The sequence below is a fragment of the Arthrobacter sp. BI5 genome (assembly GCF_056680065.1).
In genome coordinates this window covers 2,279,478-2,296,559 of the sequence record NZ_CM155264.1, presented here as the reverse complement: position 1 = coordinate 2,296,559, position 17,082 = coordinate 2,279,478, and the positions used below count along the sequence as shown (strand labels likewise).

The 17,082-nt window shown below is 64.6% G+C and carries 15 protein-coding genes; 11 read left to right on the top strand and 4 right to left on the bottom strand.

Annotated elements, in window-relative coordinates:
- Nucleotides 1-4 precede the first annotated feature (4 nt).
- Nucleotides 5-2,344: a bifunctional polysaccharide deacetylase/glycosyltransferase family 2 protein gene (locus AC1MED_RS10415; RefSeq protein ID WP_479783227.1), complete on the bottom strand. Its 2,340-nt coding sequence runs from the start codon at nt 2,342-2,344 to the stop codon at nt 5-7.
- Between the two features lie 454 nt (nt 2,345-2,798).
- On the opposite strand from AC1MED_RS10415, the gene AC1MED_RS10410 reads away from it, so the two are divergent.
- From AC1MED_RS10410 to AC1MED_RS10375, 8 genes are all read left to right on the top strand, one after another.
- Nucleotides 2,799-3,416 carry a hypothetical protein gene (locus tag AC1MED_RS10410; protein ID WP_479783226.1) on the top strand — a complete coding sequence of 206 codons (618 nt, stop codon included), beginning with the start codon at nt 2,799-2,801 and terminating at the stop codon, nt 3,414-3,416.
- Between the two features lie 278 nt (nt 3,417-3,694).
- Entirely contained in the window at nt 3,695-4,627 is a 933-nt protein-coding gene (locus tag AC1MED_RS10405; protein WP_479783225.1) for a hypothetical protein, read from the top strand.
- A gap of 344 nt (nt 4,628-4,971) precedes the next feature.
- On the top strand, nt 4,972-5,550 hold the full coding sequence (locus AC1MED_RS10400) for a hypothetical protein (protein ID WP_479783224.1): 579 nt from the start codon (nt 4,972-4,974) through the stop codon (nt 5,548-5,550).
- Between the two features lie 483 nt (nt 5,551-6,033).
- Complete coding sequence (nrdH, locus tag AC1MED_RS10395) at nt 6,034-6,279, top strand: glutaredoxin-like protein NrdH (RefSeq protein WP_018773329.1); 246 nt, start codon at nt 6,034-6,036, stop codon at nt 6,277-6,279.
- 33 nt (nt 6,280-6,312) lie between these two features.
- A complete protein-coding gene (gene nrdI / locus AC1MED_RS10390) occupies nt 6,313-6,822 on the top strand; it encodes a class Ib ribonucleoside-diphosphate reductase assembly flavoprotein NrdI (RefSeq protein WP_479783222.1) in 510 nt (169 codons plus the stop codon).
- A gap of 83 nt (nt 6,823-6,905) precedes the next feature.
- The gene (gene nrdE / locus AC1MED_RS10385) at nt 6,906-9,026 is read left to right on the top strand and encodes a class 1b ribonucleoside-diphosphate reductase subunit alpha (protein WP_479786649.1); all 2,121 of its coding nucleotides are present in this window, start codon (nt 6,906-6,908) and stop codon (nt 9,024-9,026) included.
- A gap of 90 nt (nt 9,027-9,116) precedes the next feature.
- Nucleotides 9,117-10,091 (top strand): class 1b ribonucleoside-diphosphate reductase subunit beta, encoded by a 975-nt coding sequence (gene nrdF, locus AC1MED_RS10380; RefSeq protein ID WP_479783221.1) that lies wholly within the window; start codon nt 9,117-9,119, stop codon nt 10,089-10,091.
- 279 nt (nt 10,092-10,370) lie between these two features.
- Entirely contained in the window at nt 10,371-11,777 is a 1,407-nt protein-coding gene (locus AC1MED_RS10375) for a ferredoxin reductase family protein (protein ID WP_479783220.1), read from the top strand.
- Between the two features lie 70 nt (nt 11,778-11,847).
- On the opposite strand, the gene AC1MED_RS10370 is transcribed toward AC1MED_RS10375, so the two are convergent.
- The 3 genes from AC1MED_RS10370 to AC1MED_RS10360 all read right to left on the bottom strand — a co-directional run bounded on the left by AC1MED_RS10370 (nt 11,848) and on the right by AC1MED_RS10360 (nt 14,874).
- Nucleotides 11,848-12,822 carry an aldo/keto reductase gene (locus AC1MED_RS10370; RefSeq protein ID WP_479783219.1) on the bottom strand — a complete coding sequence of 325 codons (975 nt, stop codon included), beginning with the start codon at nt 12,820-12,822 and terminating at the stop codon, nt 11,848-11,850.
- Nucleotides 12,823-13,001: 179 nt separating this feature from the next.
- Nucleotides 13,002-13,814 carry a hypothetical protein gene (locus AC1MED_RS10365; protein WP_479783218.1) on the bottom strand — a complete coding sequence of 271 codons (813 nt, stop codon included), beginning with the start codon at nt 13,812-13,814 and terminating at the stop codon, nt 13,002-13,004.
- On the bottom strand, nt 13,801-14,874 hold the full coding sequence (locus tag AC1MED_RS10360; RefSeq protein ID WP_479783217.1) for a DNA polymerase IV: 1,074 nt from the start codon (nt 14,872-14,874) through the stop codon (nt 13,801-13,803). The genes AC1MED_RS10365 and AC1MED_RS10360 overlap by 14 nt, the downstream gene beginning before the upstream one ends.
- A 176-nt stretch (nt 14,875-15,050) precedes the next feature.
- Here AC1MED_RS10360 and AC1MED_RS10355 point away from each other — a divergent pair, with 176 nt between their 5' ends.
- The 3 genes from AC1MED_RS10355 to AC1MED_RS10345 all read left to right on the top strand — a co-directional run bounded on the left by AC1MED_RS10355 (nt 15,051) and on the right by AC1MED_RS10345 (nt 17,036).
- The gene (locus AC1MED_RS10355; RefSeq protein ID WP_479783216.1) at nt 15,051-15,314 is read left to right on the top strand and encodes an antibiotic biosynthesis monooxygenase; all 264 of its coding nucleotides are present in this window, start codon (nt 15,051-15,053) and stop codon (nt 15,312-15,314) included.
- 76 nt (nt 15,315-15,390) lie between these two features.
- The gene (locus AC1MED_RS10350; RefSeq protein ID WP_479783215.1) at nt 15,391-15,852 is read left to right on the top strand and encodes a phage tail protein; all 462 of its coding nucleotides are present in this window, start codon (nt 15,391-15,393) and stop codon (nt 15,850-15,852) included.
- 365 nt (nt 15,853-16,217) lie between these two features.
- Nucleotides 16,218-17,036 carry a hypothetical protein gene (locus AC1MED_RS10345; protein WP_479783214.1) on the top strand — a complete coding sequence of 273 codons (819 nt, stop codon included), beginning with the start codon at nt 16,218-16,220 and terminating at the stop codon, nt 17,034-17,036.
- Nucleotides 17,037-17,082: the final 46 nt, after the last annotated feature.

Genomic DNA, 17,082 nt, shown 5'->3' with positions numbered 1-17,082 from the left:
CGGGTCACAAGTGCGCCAATTGATCCGCCGTCGCCGGGGCGAGAACGGGCGCCAGCTGCGGGCGGCCCGCCGGCAGCAGGACACTGTTGGTGCGTTCGGGCCGGTACCAGCCGACGGCGGTGCCGCGCAGGGCCAGGATCGCGGACCCGAACACGACGTACGCGCGCAGCGGCTCGTAGATGAGCCGGTAGATGGGAACCATCAACAGGTGCATGGGGCTCTCCCGGACCATCACGATCGCCACAACCGAGATGATCATGTGGGTCCCGGCGACGAACGCCGAGAACAGCGCCACCGCCTGCCATTCCCCGTGGGCCAGGCTGTTGACGGCGACGATTACCGTCAGGGGCATAAAGACCAGCGGCACAACGACTGAGATCAGGGCGTACGGCATGGTGAGCAGGCCGAGGGCTCCGTACCGGGGGTTGAAGAGCATGGACCGGTGCTTGTAAAGCGTCTGGATGTTGCCGTACGTCCAGCGGAGCCGCTGCTTGAACAAACCCCGGAGGGTCATGGGCGCTTCGGTCCAGGCCACGGCGGAATTCTCCTGGACGATGCTGTAGCCGAGTTTTTGCAGCGACAGCGTCAGGTCCGCGTCCTCAGCGAGGGTGTCGTGGGAGTAGCCGCCGGCCTCCAGGAGTGCTTCCCGCCGCCACGCCGCGCAGGCGCCAGGGACGATTGAGATGGCCCCCATCAGGCCCTCCGCCATCCGGGTGACACAGATGCCGGAGAGGTACTCCAGACTTTGCCAGGCCGTCAGCAGGTTGCGGCGGTTCCCGACTTTCACGTGCCCCGCGACAGCACCGACGATCTTGCCGTGCCTTGGTGCCAGGAAGTGGCGGGCAAACATCTTGATCGTTTGCGGTTCGAAGAGCGTGTCGCCGTCAAGGGTGACCACGATTTCGCCGCGCGACTGGGCAATTCCGTGGTTACTCGCGGCCGACTTTCCGCCGTTGGGCTGGTCGATGACGCGCAGGTCCGACCAAGTCTTGGCGTATTCGGTAAGGACCGCCAGGGTGCCGTCGGTGGAACCGTCATTGACGGCGACCACTTCCATGCGCGGATAGTCGCTGGCCCTGAGTGCGTCCAATGTTTTGGCCACCACCAGTTCCTCATTGAAGACCGGCAGGACCACGCTGACAAAGGGCCAGTCTTCCTCCTTGACCTCGGCCCAGAGGCGTTTCTTCTGGCGGTTGTTGTTGATCACAGCCAGCACCACATACAGGAAGGTGAGGATGGTCAGCGAGCCGATGCCGAACCAGAACAGCCACGTGAGCACCACGTTTGGCGTGACCAGATAGGAAGTCATCGCAGCCAGGGTCGCATCGTCTTCGACGGCGTCCTTGACGTTGTTCTGGGGGACGTATTCCGGCGGCAGCAGAGGCTGGACCGTGGTGAAGGTGTAACCCTGCGCCTTTGCCATCGGGATAAAGGTCTTCAGCATTTCAATGGTGGCGCTGCGGTCACCGCCGCCGTCGTGCACCAGAACGATGTGTCCCTGGCCGTCCAGTTTCTGCGCCTTGATCGGAACGCCGGGGGCGTAGGACCAGTCCCGGGTATCAAAGTCCATATTGATGTGCAGGAATCCCAGCTGCTGGGACTGCAACAGGGCCAACGAGTTGTTTCCGGGGTCTCCAGTGGGAATCCGGAACAACCGGGTCGCGTAACTGTCCGAAGCGCGCATGACCCGGTCTGCGCCGATGATCTGCTGGCGGTTGAACAGGTCATCGTGGGCCCAGAAATCAATGTGCGACATGGTGTGGTTTCCGACCATATGACCTTCCTTGGTCATGCGGCGGAAAATATCCGGGTATTTGACGATGTTGTCGCCGACGGTGAAGAACGTCGCCGGCACGCCTTCCTTGGACAGCAGGTCCAGGATTTGCGGCGTGTTGCGCGGGTCGGGCCCGTCATCAAAGGTCAGCATCAGGGTGTGGTCAGCCGGTTTCCCAAACGTTTCCATGGCGTACGGGCTATTGCCGATCAGCTCAATTTCCTCCGGAGTTGCTTCCCTCCAGATGGTGCTGCTGAAGGGATCCTTGAGCAGAACTTTGCCGTTCCGGCGTTCAATGACGGCGATCCGGTCGAAGGCGAAGCCCCCTTCAGGTCCGATTCTGGGAATGTTCCGCAGGTCCTGGGAGGACAACAGCTTGCGCGGGTATTCCACGGCCTGGTTTTCCGGGGCTTTCCACACCGGAGCGCTGGCCGCCGGCAGGATCCAAACGACCGACAGGACAATTAACAGAATGGCGGCCACAATGGCCACGAGGATTCTGCGCCAACGTTTTCCACTTGGGTCAAAGAAGACCGGTGCAGTGCCGGAAAGGGGGGATGATTTAGTCATGGATTGCCTCGCCAGGGAATCGTGTATCTGAAGTCCTGACGGGAGTCAGGGCGAGAGCGCCAACGCTGTTTTCCGGGGCTCGAGGCCGGAACTGGCGGTCGATTCGCAGGAGGAGAAACCGGCGCTCATCTGATCCCGCCCCCTGAAGCCGCACGAGCCGCCGGACTCCGGCGTACCCCTTATGTCTTTCGAGGTTAGGAGCGGCGGATGGGGTCACACACGCGTAGAAAACACCCCGTTTTTCGGGTGGTTCTACTTGCTTTGCCGGGTCAACTACCACGTGCGACGGCCGCTCGTGCGAGTACGGCCGGGAGGGGCCGGGGCCGCGTTCGTTACCGCGGGGCCGCTTAGCCGGGCGGGAATCTGAAACCCGTTCAACGTGCCGCTATCGCGCCGGCCGGGGCCAAGGGTAGCGTTCAGGTACAGGGGCCGAATCAGCGGAGGCGGATAGAGAATGCGCAGACAACTCGGAGTGGCCGCGGGCCTGCTGTCGGTCCTCCTGGCTGCCGCCGCCTGCGAAGCTGCGCCGCCCGCGCCGGATCCTTTGCCCTCGGAGCGGGCAGCTGCCCCGGACACGTACGTCACCGCCTACACGTGGTACGACAACACCCCCGAGGGCTCCCCGGACATCAGCCACCCGGTGCTGCACAAGCGTGCCGGCGGGGCCGGAACCTATGCCGATCCGGTGACGATAGCGGTCGGGCATTCCTTGGAGACCGGCAAGGACGTCCTTGATTTCCCGGCGGGCACCCGGATCTACCTGCCGGACGTCCGGCGCTACTTCATCGTGGAGGACACCTGCGGGGACGGTCCTGCCCCGGAGGAGGGACCGTGCCACGCGCAGGCGGCCAGGCATGGCGGTGCGTCCACCTGGCTGGACATCTGGATCGGCGGGGAGGGGGAGGACGAGTCGTTCGCCCGGCGCTGCGCGGAGCAGGTCACCGGCGTGCGGGCGGCCATTTTCCACCCGGCCGACAACTACGTCGTCGCCTCCGGTTATGGCGTGATCCACGACGGCAGGTGTGACAGCGGTTACGGCAACCAGCTCCACACCGCCTCGCCGGAGCCCTAGCAGCCGTCGGGGCAGGGCCGCTGGGTGGATTCTCCAGCGTCTTGAATTCTTTTGGACAGTGGCGACTCGCCGGTAATTGGCCTCTTGTAATACTGCGAGGTAACGTTTAGGTCACCGGTTGGCGCACACGCCCAAATGGATCGTTTCAAACGTTCTTGCGTGTGGTAAGCCCCCAGGCCGGAGCGCCCTGCGTTCCGCATACCGTGACCAACTCCGGGCAGGGTACGTCCCTACGGGTCTGCCCGTTTCCGCACTCCCACGAATAGGCTTTATTTTCCATGCGCAGAAACAGTCTGCTGGCCGCCGGCATGCTCTCGGTCCTCCTCGCCACGTCGGCGTGTGGCGCCGGTACCGGCGCCACGAACTCATCCGCACAGTCTTCAGGCACTGCCGGCGCCGGCGTTGAGGCCAGCACCGGGCTCGACACGTCTGCCGAGATCGGCACCTCGCAGCGGGCAGCGGCAGAGAAGGCAAAGGCCGCAGCCGTGGCCGCCAAGAAGGCGAAGGCCGACGCCACGGCGAAGGCCGCCGCGAAGGCGAAAGCCGCAGCCGCAGCAGCCGCCAAGAAGGCTGCCGCCGCCAAGGCGCCGGCAGCGCCCCAGGTGCCGGTGGCTGTCCCCGCACCCGCGGCGCCGACGAAGGCTCCCGCGCTTCCCGCCGCCCCGAAGCCGGCCCCGGCGCCGGTGGTGCCGGCGTCGTCCTCCGAGCGGATCGTCCACACCGTCTACACGACGGCCTACACCTGGTACGACAACACCCCGGCCGGCTCAACCACCATCAGCCATCCGGTGCTGCACAAGACTGCCGGCGGAACCGGTACCTACAATGACCCGATCACCATCGCGGTAGGCCATTCCCTCGCCACCGGCAAGGACGTGCTGGACTTCCCGGCCGGCACGCGGATCTACCTTCCGGATGTGCGCCGCTACTTCATCGTCGAGGACAGCTGCGGCGACGGCGACGATCCCCAGGGCGGCCCGTGCCACCAGGGTACGAATGTGTTCGGCACCAGCTCCACCGTCTGGATCGACATGTGGATCGGCGGCCAGAGCACCACCGCTGACGGTGCCGACAGCTGCGCCAGCAAGGTGACCAGCATGCGCACCGCAGTCTTCAACCCGGCCAGCAACTACGTTGTGGCACCGGGCGCAGGCGTCATCCATGACGGCAAGTGCGACGCCGGTTACGGCAACACGCTCCTGAAGAACTAGGGAACGCGCGGCCGGCTTCCGGCTGCAATCGGAAGCCCTGCGGGGGCTGGCGGAACAGCGCCGGCCCCCGTTTTGCGTCCCCGGGCGCCGGCCCCGTCCGGCGCCGGAGGCCCAAAGACCCTGTTCTCCGGGCAGGGACGAAGCAGAATTGGACGGAGTAGTTGCACCCACAAGGGGAGGGCGCCATGCGTCGCACAGGACCATCCGTCAGGGCAGTCTCGGCAGTGTTTTGCGTCGCCACTGCGCTGGCCGCTTGCTCCGCGCCAAGCAACCCCACCGCCAGTTCCGGGACGGCCGGGCCGACGTCCACGCCGGCCGCCTCGGCCGTCAAATCAACGGCAGGCTTGAAACCTGCCGCCCAGGCGTCGGCCAGACCGCCCGCGCAGGCGGACTGGAAGACCTACACGACGCCGGACGGTAAGTTCATGTTCGACTACCCGCCGGACTGGACGGTGAAGGACCGGGCCCGTGAGGCAGCGCCCGGGGGAGTCTTTATTGAAGTCCTCACCGGCGCCGGAAAGTCGGTCGCAACCCTGCGGACCAACATTGTGACCAAGCCGAACTGCACCCAGAAGTTTCCGTATTCCCTGATGGACTCGCAGGAGCTGCCGGCTCTTGCCCAGAACGGGGTGAAACCGCGGTTTGTTTTTGAGGGCCGGGACGACCATGAGTCCTACCCCTCCAGGCCAGCACCGCTGTCCTACGGCATCACCTCGGCGCCCCTGCCCACCGGACCCAGCGCCTGCCCCATCTTCCAGTTCTTCAACTGGCCGCCGGGCGTGGCGTCCTTCAGCGGCGTGCACACGCCACTGATCACGGCACCCGGTGACACGCCCGACGTCGACACCCCGGAGTCCTATTCGGGAACCGACGAGTACGAGGAGATCCGGCAGACGATCACCTCGCTCCGCCCGGCGGACTGACTGCCCCCCCCACGTCCGGCTGCCTTGGCGCGTCTGACCCCGCCCCACGCTGGGGCGCCTGGCCCATCCTCACTCTTGACTTGCCGCCTGCCCGCCGCTGTGCCATCGCCCACTACATGTAGTGCTTCGCGCCACCCCGTGCCCCCTGGGGAGGGAACCGCGACACGCCGTCCAGAACGCGACACGCGGGGCGGTTAATTGTGGCTAACTACTCCACAGGGTGTGGATTTCGTCCGCGAAAACGGCTGAAATCCGGACATTTTGAAGGCCCCCGGCTGTGGATTAAAGGTGGGTTAAATGACATACTTGTAATACATCATCTTGGGGTCCGCACGGGACTCTTGCACTACATGTAGTATCGACATACAGTTCGAGCGGAGCGGTTGCAGATCGCAGGGCGAGGCCAGTAACGGATAAGGATTCCTGTTCCGCGTAGGCCCCACCGGACACGAACCACAGACTTCAACTAAGGGGACTCAGGACATGACCGTTACGGTTTACACGAAGCCGGCTTGCGTGCAGTGCAACGCCACCTACCGCGCTCTCGACAAGAAGGGCATCGCCTACCAGAGCGTCGACATCTCCCAGGATGCCGAGGCCCTTGAGCGCCTCAAGTCCCTGGGCTACATGCAGGCCCCGGTCGTCGTCACCGACCAGGACCACTGGTCCGGGTTCCGCCCGGACAAGATCGAAGAACTGGCACAGGCCGCCGCCGTCGCGGTTGCCTGAAACGCTCCACAAGGCACCACCACGTCGGATGAGGTGACTCCCATGGCACTGGCAACCGCCAGCCCGCCGCCGGCCGCAGATCCCGGGAACCGGGATGACCGGACGGCAGACGCCGTCCGGACCACGGCCAGCCACCTCATCTACTTCTCCTCCACCTCCGAGAACACCAAACGCTTCGTCGCGAAGCTGGGTCTCGACGCCGACCGCATCCCCCTCCACGCGAGGGAACCGGCGCTGCTGGCGACCGAGCCCTACGTGCTGGTGCTTCCCACCTACGGCGGGACCGGGGGAGAGGGATCCGTTCCGAAGCAGGTCATCCGCTTTCTGAACGATCCGAGGAACCGGCAACAGCTCCGTGGAGTGATCGGGGCGGGCAACACGAACTTTGGGGACAACTACTGCATGGCCGGCGACATCGTCGCCGCCAAATGCCAGGTCCCGCACCTATATCGTTTCGAACTCATGGGGACGCCGGAAGACGTCAGCCGAGTACAACAAGGATTGGAAGAATTTTGGACACGACTGTCGCAGACACCGAAGTGACCGGGGCGGGCTCAGCCGCCGCCGGGAACATCGCCGGGAACACCGCCGTCGAGAAGCACACCGTCCCCGGCGAGAAGCCGGCCATGCCGGCCGCCTACCAGGGCCTGGGCTACCACGAGCTCAACGCCATGCTGAACCTCTACGGCCCCAACGGCGAGATCCAGTTCGAGGCCGACCGCGAGGCTGCCCACCAGTACTTCCTGCAGCACGTGAACAACAACACCGTGTTCTTCCACGACCTCGAGGAAAAACTCGACTACCTCGTCAAGAACGAGTACTACGAGCGCGAAACCCTCGACCAGTACACGATGAACTTCATCCGCGAGCTCTTCAACCGCGCGTACAAGAAGAAGTTCCGCTTCGAGACCTTCCTTGGCGCGTTCAAGTTCTACACCTCTTACACGCTCAAGACGTTCGACGGAAAGCGCTTCCTGGAACGCTACGAGGACCGCGTCTGCATGGTGGCCCTGCACCTGGCCCGCGGCGACGAGCAGCTCGCCACCGCGATGGTGGACGAGATCATCGAAGGCCGCTTCCAGCCGGCCACCCCGACGTTCCTGAACGCCGGCAAGAAGCAGCGCGGCGAGCTGGTCTCCTGCTTCCTGCTCCGCATCGAAGACAACATGGAGTCGATCGGCCGGTCCATCAACTCCGCCCTGCAGCTGTCCAAGCGCGGCGGCGGCGTGGCGTTCGCGCTGACCAACATCCGCGAAGTCGGCGCGCCGATCAAGCAGATCGAGAACCAGTCCTCCGGCGTCATCCCCGTGATGAAGCTCCTCGAGGACAGCTTCTCCTACGCCAACCAGCTCGGCGCCCGCCAGGGTGCCGGTGCGGTGTACCTGCACGCGCACCACCCGGACATCTACCGCTTCCTGGACACCAAGCGCGAGAACGCGGACGAGAAGATCCGCATCAAGACCCTCTCGCTCGGCGTCGTCATCCCGGACATCACCTTCGAGCTCGCCAAGAAGGACGAGGACATGTACCTGTTCTCGCCGTACGACGTCGAAAAGGTCTACGGCATGCCGTTCTCCGACGTCTCGGTCACCGAGAAGTACTACGAGATGGTGGACGATTCCCGGATCAAGAAGACCAAGATCAAGGCGCGCGAGTTCTTCCAGACCCTCGCCGAGATCCAGTTCGAATCCGGCTACCCGTACATCATGTTCGAGGACACCGTAAACCGGGAAAACCCGATCGACGGCAAGATCATCATGTCCAACCTGTGCTCCGAGATCCTCCAGGTCTCCCAGCCCACGACGTACCACGATGACCTGTCCTACGACACCACCGGCAAGGACATCTCCTGCAACCTGGGCTCGCTGAACATCGCGAAGGCCATGGACTCGCCGGACTTCGGCCTGACCATCGAGACGGCCATCCGTTCGCTCTCGGCCGTGTCCGACATGTCCAACATCACCTCGGTTCCCTCGATCGCCCGCGGCAACGACCAGAGCCACGCGATCGGCCTGGGCCAGATGAACCTGCACGGCTACCTGGCCCGCGAGAGGGTCCACTACGGTTCCGAAGAGGGCCTGGACTTCACCAACATCTACTTCTACACGGTGGTGTTCCACGCGGTCCGGGCCTCCAACAAGCTGGCCATCCAGACCGGCCAGACCTTCGGCGGCTTCGAGAAGTCCAAGTACGCGTCCGGTGAGTTCTTCGACAAGTACACGGACCGGGAATGGGTCCCGCAGACGGCCAAGGTCGCGGAGCTGTTCAAGAACATCCACATCCCCACCCAGGATGACTGGCGCGAGCTGAAGGCCTCCGTCATGGAGCACGGCATCTACAACCAGAACCTGCAGGCCGTCCCGCCGACCGGCTCGATCTCCTACATCAACAACTCCACCTCCTCGATCCACCCGGTGGCGTCCAAGATTGAGATCCGCAAGGAAGGCAAGCTGGGCCGCGTCTACTACCCGGCGCCGTACCTGACCAACGACAACCTGGAGTACTACCAGGACGCGTACGAGATCGGCTACGAGAAGATCATCGACACCTACGCCGCTGCCACGCAGCACGTGGACCAGGGCCTGTCCCTGACGCTGTTCTTCAAGGACACCGCCACCACGCGTGACATCAACAAGGCTCAGATCTACGCCTGGCGCAAGGGCATCAAGACCATCTACTACATCCGTCTCCGCCAGCTCGCGCTGGAAGGGACCGAGGTGGACAACTGCGTTTCATGCATGCTGTAACCAGCTCCTGAAGGCTTGAGTACGACGGCGGGCGCCCGCCCGCCGTCGTACGCTTTAACTTAGAGAACTACCCAACATTGAGGGGATGACATGACCGAAAAGGTCAAGCTGCTGAGCCACGTCGAGGCGATCAACTGGAACCGGATCCAGGACGAGAAGGACGTTGACGTCTGGAACCGCCTGGTCAACAACTTCTGGCTGCCGGAGAAGGTGCCGCTGTCCAATGACGTGCAGTCGTGGGCGACGCTGACTCCGGACGAGCAGCAGCTCACCATGCGCGTGTTCACCGGCCTGACCCTGCTGGACACCATCCAGGGCACCGTCGGCGCCGTCTCGCTGATCCCGGACGCCGTCACCCCGCACGAAGAGGCCGTCTACACGAACATCGCGTTCATGGAGTCCGTGCACGCCAAGAGCTACTCCTCCATCTTCTCCACGCTGGCCTCCACCAAGGAGATCGACGAGGCGTTCCGCTGGTCCACCGAGAACGAGAACCTTCAGAAGAAGGCCCAGATCGTCATGGACTACTACCAGGGCGACGACCCTCTGAAGCGCAAGGTGGCCTCCACGCTGCTCGAGAGTTTCCTCTTCTACTCCGGCTTCTACCTGCCGATGTACTGGTCCTCGCGGGCCAAGCTGACGAACACGGCCGACCTGATCCGCCTGATCATCCGCGACGAGGCCGTGCACGGCTACTACATCGGCTACAAGTTCCAGAAGGGCCTGGAGAAGGTCTCCGAGGAAAAGCGCCAGGAGATCAAGGACTACACCTTCGAGCTGCTCTTCGAGCTGTACGAAAACGAAGTCCAGTACACGCACGACCTCTACGACTCCGTCGGCCTGGCCGAGGACGTCAAGAAGTTCCTGCACTACAACGCCAACAAGGCGCTGATGAACCTGGGCTACGAGGCCATGTTCCCGGCCTCCGTCACCGACGTGAACCCGGCGATCCTCTCGGCCCTGTCGCCGAACGCGGACGAGAACCACGACTTCTTCTCGGGGTCGGGTTCGTCGTATGTGATTGGCAAGGCTGTTAACACTGAGGATGACGACTGGGATTTCTAATTCCCTGTGAGACGTAAAGCGGGCCCTGCACGGTAAATCGTGCAGGGCCCGATTTGTGAGCACTCAGCAGCCCGTGGCTCGACGACGACCGCGCAGGGAGTTGCGTTCAGCGGCGTTTTAGAAGCGCATGCATCGGGCACGCCGGTCGAGCGGTTCTATGCCGACAACGGGCGATGCCATACGGACGGCAGCCAACAAGGGACCCCGGCACAACCACCGCCCATGCTGGTGTCTGGTTCTCCGCGCCGCCCGTGGCTGGCCTAGGATGACGGCTAGGCGGTGCTGCTCGAGCAAGCCGTGATGAAGGAGTCGAGATTCTTGGTAGTTCCGCAGCCCGGAGCCAAACCGTTGACGTCGCTCCCGGGCGTGTCCCTGCGGCGCGTGGGCCCCACGGTGATCATTATCCTCGCGGTGGCCTACGCCCTGTATTGGCTCCTGGTCCGTCCCGCGGGGGAACCTGCCGCCGGATACGTCGGCCAGCTCTTCGGCGGGGAGTCGATCCTGCTGCTCTCGATCGCCTTGGTCCTGATCAGCACCCTTCCGCAGGTGGAGCAGGTGTTCGGCGGGATTGACCACGCCGCCATCTGGCACCGGCGTGCCGCGATCACCGGGACTGTCCTCCTGCTTCCGCACATCGAGCTGGCGGCCAACCCGGAGGCGACCAGCGTGGGGAAGACCCTTGCCGTCATCGGGATCTCCGGGCTCGCGGCCCTGGTGGCCTGGGCCATCCTGCCGCGCTGGCGAACCATGGTCCCCGCGCGGGTGCGTGACCTGGTCCTTGGCCTCGGAAGCGCCCGGCCGGTCCGCCTGGTGGGCCGCCTGCTGGGTGGTTACGAGCGCTGGCGTGGCTTCCACCGGTTGACGGGAATATTCGTTGCGGCCGGGTTCTTCCACGGACTGCTGGACGCCAGCGCGTTCGACGCCGCCCCCGGGCTACGGTGGAGTTTCGTGGCCATCGGCGGCATCGGGCTGGCGTTCTACGGCTACCGGGAGCTCCTGGCGCGCCGCTTCCTGCCGCACCACGACTACCAGGTGGACCAAGTCAAAACGGTGGCCCCGGATCTGGTGGAGTTGAGCCTTGCGCCGCTCGGCAAGCCGCTGGACTTCCGGCCCGGCCAGTTCGCCATGATCTACCTGGAAACCAAGCAGGGCTGGCAACGCCATCCCTTTTCCATGTCCGGTTCGGCCCGGGACCAGCACCTGCGTATCACCGTCAAGGCGCTTGGGGACCACACAACAAGGCTTCCTGACGTGGTGCAGCCCGGAATGCCGGCGGTGGTGGGCGGCCCCTATGGCCGGTTCGACAGGCACAAGGGAACGGAACACCAGGTCTGGATTGCCGCCGGTGTGGGAATCACACCGTTCCTGAGCTGGCTGCGGTCCTTGGAGGGGGACCTGCGGGAGTCAGTCCACTTTTTTGTCACGTCGGCAGGGCCATCCCCGTTCGCCGCGGAAATCACATCCATCGCGAAAGAGTACCCGAGCCTGACCGTGCACCTGGTGGACACCGCCGTCGACGGCCGGTTGACGCCCGAGCAGGTGCTTGCCGCCGTAGACACCCCGCTCCGGAAGCTCTCGGTCTTCATGGGTGGGCCGGATCCCATGCTCCGGCAGTTCCGGAGGGCCTTCCGTTCTGCAGGAGTCCGCACAGTCAACATCCACCGCGAGTACTTCCGGTGGCGCTGAGTTGGTCCGCCCGGACGAATGGGGTTGTCTGCCCATTCAGCGGCGACGGGTCACCTCACGCCGTCGCTGCTCAGTATCCGGCGACCGCGTGCGGGACGTAGGGGCTTTCCAGTTCCGCCTTTTCCTCGGTGGTGAGCGTCAGTTCCAGGGAGGCGACGGCATCGGTAAGATGTGCCGGCTTGCTCGCGCCGACAATCGGCGCGCTGACCACACTGTTGGAGCGGACCCAGGCCAGGGCGACTTGGGCGCGGGGCACGCCGCGGCGTTCGGCAATGACGCGCACGGCTTCGGCCACTGCCCTGTCGCTTTCCTCCGTGGTGTAAAGCGTCTTGCCGAACTCGTCCTTCTCCGAGCGGTTGGTTTTCTCGTCCCAGTCCCGTGTGAGCTTCCCCCGCGCTAGCGGACTCCACGGCAGCACCCCGACCTTCTGGTCCGCGCAGAGGGGGAACATTTCGCGTTCCTCCTCCCGATAGACCAGGTTGTAGTGGTCCTGCATGGTGACGAAACGGGTCCATCCGTTTAATTGCTGAAGGTAGAGCGCTTTGCTGAACTGCCAGGCGGCCATCGAGGATGCTCCGATATAGCGGACTTTGCCAGCTTTGACGAGGTCGTGAAGGGCTTCCAGAGTCTCCTCGATCGGCGTGGCGGGATCCCAACGGTGAATCTGGTACAGGTCCACGTAGTCCGTTGCCAGCCGGGTCAGGCTGGCATCGAGTTCAGCGAAGATGGCCTTGCGGGACAGGCCCCGCCCATTGGGTCCCTGCCGCATCGTGCCGTGCACCTTCGTGGCGATAACGGTTTCATCCCGGCGGGTGAAATCGGCCAGGGCCCGGCCTATGATTTCCTCGCTGGAACCGTTGGAGTACACGTTGGCAGTGTCAAAAAAATTGATGCCCGCCTCCACGGCCTGGCGGATCAGCGGCCGGCTCTGGTCCTCCGGCAGCGTCCAGGGATGCGGGCCCCGGCCAGGGTCCCCGTAGGTCATGCATCCCAGTGCCAGCGGGGAGATGTCCATGCCGGTGTTGCCGAGTTTGATGTATTCCATGTTCGTCCTCCGTCAAACAGTCCCGGGCCCGGCTGCGGCCCTTGCCCCCACGCTATGTGAAGAACGGCCAACTGTGTGCACGCATGGAGTCCCGGCCGATCCCACCGCAGCTTGATTCGGTCCGCCGGCCCTTGTCTAAGCAGATCGGAATCTCACACTGGTGCCGGTGGTCCGGTGGCCTACTTCCGGGGCACGCCGGCGGCGGACTCCGCTGCCGCCAGGGCCGAGCCGAACGCCGCCACGGCGGACCGGTACTCCACTGTGTTGCCTCCGGTCTTCGCCTGTTCGGCCTTCCGTCTCGCCCGGATCATGGCCGCAGTGGCAGGCAGCGCAGGATCTGACATCGCGGGAAAATCGAACTGCAGTTTCGGGTCCACCTCATACGCCAGCCACCGGTTGTCGAGAAGTTTGTGCTGTTCAGCAACGGAGCTGAAGGCCCGTGAGTCAACCAGCGACAGCCTGGACAGGCTCCCGGAGGCCAAACCAGCTGCCTCCTCCGCCTGCCAGGTGCCCTCACGCTGGCGTTGCAGTGCCTGGGCGGCACCCAGCCCCCGGGGGTCCTTGAGACGGTGCTTTAGCACCATGTTGTTCTCGTAAATCCGGATTTCCTCCGGGGTCATGCTGTCGAGCTCCAAGGCACTTATGCTGACCACATCGGCCGGGCCTCTCCGACTGGCGATACTGCTAACCGGGATGGGAAACAGGAACTTGCCCAGCAGAAAGCCTGCGACCAGCATTCCTACGACAGCCCAGTCCGGCGTTGCTGAGCCTGCGGACCCGGCAATGAAGAAGGCGCTCAAGTTGGTTATGGCCTGGCCTGTGGTGAATGTCAGCCGCGTTTTTCCGAGGCGCCGCACCCTTCGGTGCGTGGTGAGCTGCCGGTAGTGAAACGATCGGGCCTTGTCGATCCAACCGCGTGTTCGGGTCACCAGCTGTGGGCTTTCAGTCATGCCCAGAGAATACAGTGGAGCCCAGACGTCACCAGCCGCCACGCGTCGGCGAATGTCCTTTCCGGGCATCCTCTGGCATGGCCATTTCGGCCCGCAGCCCCAGGAGTCGGATGGGACGGCCCGCTTCGATTGCGGCTGCGAGGTCCAGGGCCCGCGCGAGGACTTCGTCCTGGTCGGATGTTTCGGGAATCTTCCTTGCGTGGGTCTTAGTCAGGAACGGCGCGAACCGAACCTTCAGGGTCAACCCAATGACGGGTCGTCCTTCGGCCGCAACATCCTCGAGGACACGCGCTGTCAGTTCCCTGACGGCGTCGTCCACCTCGGCCGGCTCGGTCAGGTCGCGCTGGAAGGTGGTTTCCCGGCTGTGCCCGCGGGCAACCCACGGGGTGTCGTCCACAACGCTGGCGCCGTCGCCGCGTCCGAGCTCCGCGTACCAGGGCCCCATTCGGGGGCCGAACTCGGGGACCAGGTCCCGGGGGTCGCAGGCGGCAAGTTCGGCAACTGTGTCAATGCCGAGTTTGGCCAGCCGGGCCGACACTTTGGTTCCGATGCCCCACAGCTCCTTGGTGGGCCGGTTGCCCATGACCTCGAGCCAGTTCGCGGCCGTGAGACGGAAGACGCCGGCCGGCTTGCCGAAACCGGTGGCGACCTTGGCCCGGACCAGGGTGTCGCCGATGCCCACGCTGCAATGCAGCTGCGTTCGCTCCAGGACAGCGGCCTGCACCTGCCGGGCGTAGGTTTCTGGATCCTCTGACTCAATGCCGACAAAGGCTTCGTCCCAACCGAGCACCTGTACGGTGGCGCCGGGCTGCGCGTGCAGGGTAGTCATCACGGTTTCCGACGCCGCGAGGTAAGCCTCCTGATCGACGGGCAGGATCACGGCGTCGGGCACTTTCCGGGCTGCGACGCGTAAGGGCATTCCGGAACCCACACCGAACGCCCGGGCCTCATACGATGCGGTGGACACCACAGCCCGTTCCGTTGGGTCGCCCCGACCGCCGACAATGATCGGTTTGCCCGCAAGTTCCGGCCGCCGGAGCACTTCGACCGCCGCGATGAATTGGTCGAGATCAACATGCAGCACCCACCGGATTCCGCTCACGCCACCAGTCTGCCCTAAACCTCCCGGACAGGCATCGGTTCTCCACCGGCAGAGCCCGCCGGCGAGGCAGCGTTTTCCCTGTCATTGCGCTCCCGGCGGGCGTAGCATCGGCCTGTGTCGGCCCTGTCCGCGGGACCCGTCCGCCCGGCTGGCCACCGCAACTCAAGGAGTCCGCCATGTCCGTCCTGGTCAATAGCATTGTGACCGGCCTGACCCGGGAACAATACGCAGAAATCGCTGCCGCCCTCAGCGACAGGCTCAAGGCAGCCCCCGGATTCAGAGCCCACTACGCCTGGGAGAACGAGGGAGGGATGACCGTCGTGGAGTTCTGGGACAGCGCCTCCCAGCACGATGACTGGTTCGACAACAACGTCAGGCCGCACCTGCCCATGGAGGTCCACCCGGAGAAACACGAACTGGTGAACAAGGTGACGGCGTAGGGACCGTCAACTGTGGGGGAGCTGCGGGACGACGGCGGGCTAGCATGGGTCCCACTACGTCCCACCAGGAGGGTGAATGCCGTACGTCGTTGACTTTGAGAATGTTTCCACTGTCGGCGTGGAATCGTCGCAATTTGCCGAGGCTCTCGCCGGGCTGCGGGCAAATGAAGCACGCTATTACCGGAACAAGTACGGCCACGTCTTCACCGTTAGCCCGGCGAGCGAGGCCCAGGACGTCGTCGACCGGGTCAGCCGCATCCTCCGGGAGGAGCGTGACATCGTCATTGGCTCCCGGCCGCTGGAGGTGACGGCGTTCGAGGTGGACGAGCTGCAGATGGCCTACGTGTTTTACGAATCGGGGCTGGCCATCAACGTGATGTATGGACCCGCAAGCGGGAAGCGGGCTGTCGGCTTCAAGCTGTCCGAAGGCATGGACATTCCGGAAGAACTCGCGGAGCGCTTCAAGTTCGCGCGCCAAAAATCCAAGCTGGCGGGCGTAATCCGGGGGTCCTACTTCGTGATCAAAGGCGAGTACTGACGGCGGGGCCCATCGGCCCTATCCTCACCCCTCCATCAGTCCCTAGCGTGGATCGCGCCGGTACCGCCGTCGAGGCGGGCCGCCGGCGCTTTCGAAAGAGCTGGGGAACCATGTGCGCTGAACGGATATATGCCCCTCGAAGAAGCCTTGCACTTTCTGCGGCGCTTGCACTTCTCCTCGGCGGCTGCGCGCCGGGGGGTGCGTCGCCGTCAGCCCAGTCGTCGTCGCCGACGCCAGGGTCGGGCAATCCGGCCTGTGACCTCATCACGCCGGAGATAGCGGCCACAGTGGATCCGAGCCTTGCCGGCTCCGGGCAGGTCCAGGCAGGCAACCTGGCAGCGAAGCCCGCATACCAGTGTGGCTACATGAGCAAGTCCGAGAAGGGCCTGGCCGCCCTCACCGCCACGCTGACCTCACCCGCATCGGCTGCCGACCTCGCCGAGACGAAGAATTCCCCGGACTGCTCGCCAGTTGAGGGTATTGGCGACTTCGCGTGCTTCCAGTGGACCGGGTGGTTCCGCGGCGAGGCTGGCGGGGCATCGGCCAACACGGTCCTCAAGGCGGTCCGCGGCAACGAGTCCCTCGACCTGCGCATTGTGGCCATGCCGCCGCTGTCTTCCGAAATCCCCGTCCCGGATGGCAATGCCGCTGCCCGCGCGCTCGCCCATGCGGCCGTCGACGCCGGGTGGGGCAACGGCAGCCCGCTCACCGTTCCGTCCGCGCCGCGCGTCGGCCCCCAGACCACCACCAACAACCCGGCCTGCGCCCTGGTCAGCGCGGAAGAGGTCAGGCAGGCGTTCGGCGCGAGGACCCAGGCGAAGGTCCTTCCGGGCGAGGGCAACTGCCGGTACACCTTCGGCGCCCTGGGCACGCCCGGACCGGACTCGCTGATCTTCTCCACCGAAATCCATCCGGGCGGCGCGTCATCGATGTTCGGGCTGCCGGGCGGCGAGGAGATCCAGGATGTCGGGGACAGAGCAGTCTTCATCGTCCGGTCGGAGCCTGCCGGACCGAAGTCCCTCCGGCCCGCCGGGGATGTACCGATCACGATCATGTCCCTGATGGTGGCCCGTGGCCGGAACATGGCGATCTTCACCGCGCAGATCCTGCTGTCCCCGACCGGCGCCACAGCCGGGCAGACCAAAGACAAGTTCGTTGCCCTCGTCAAACAGGCCGATTTCTGAGCTGTGACCCGGCGGACCTGTGATCCCGCACGGGTGACCCACGGCC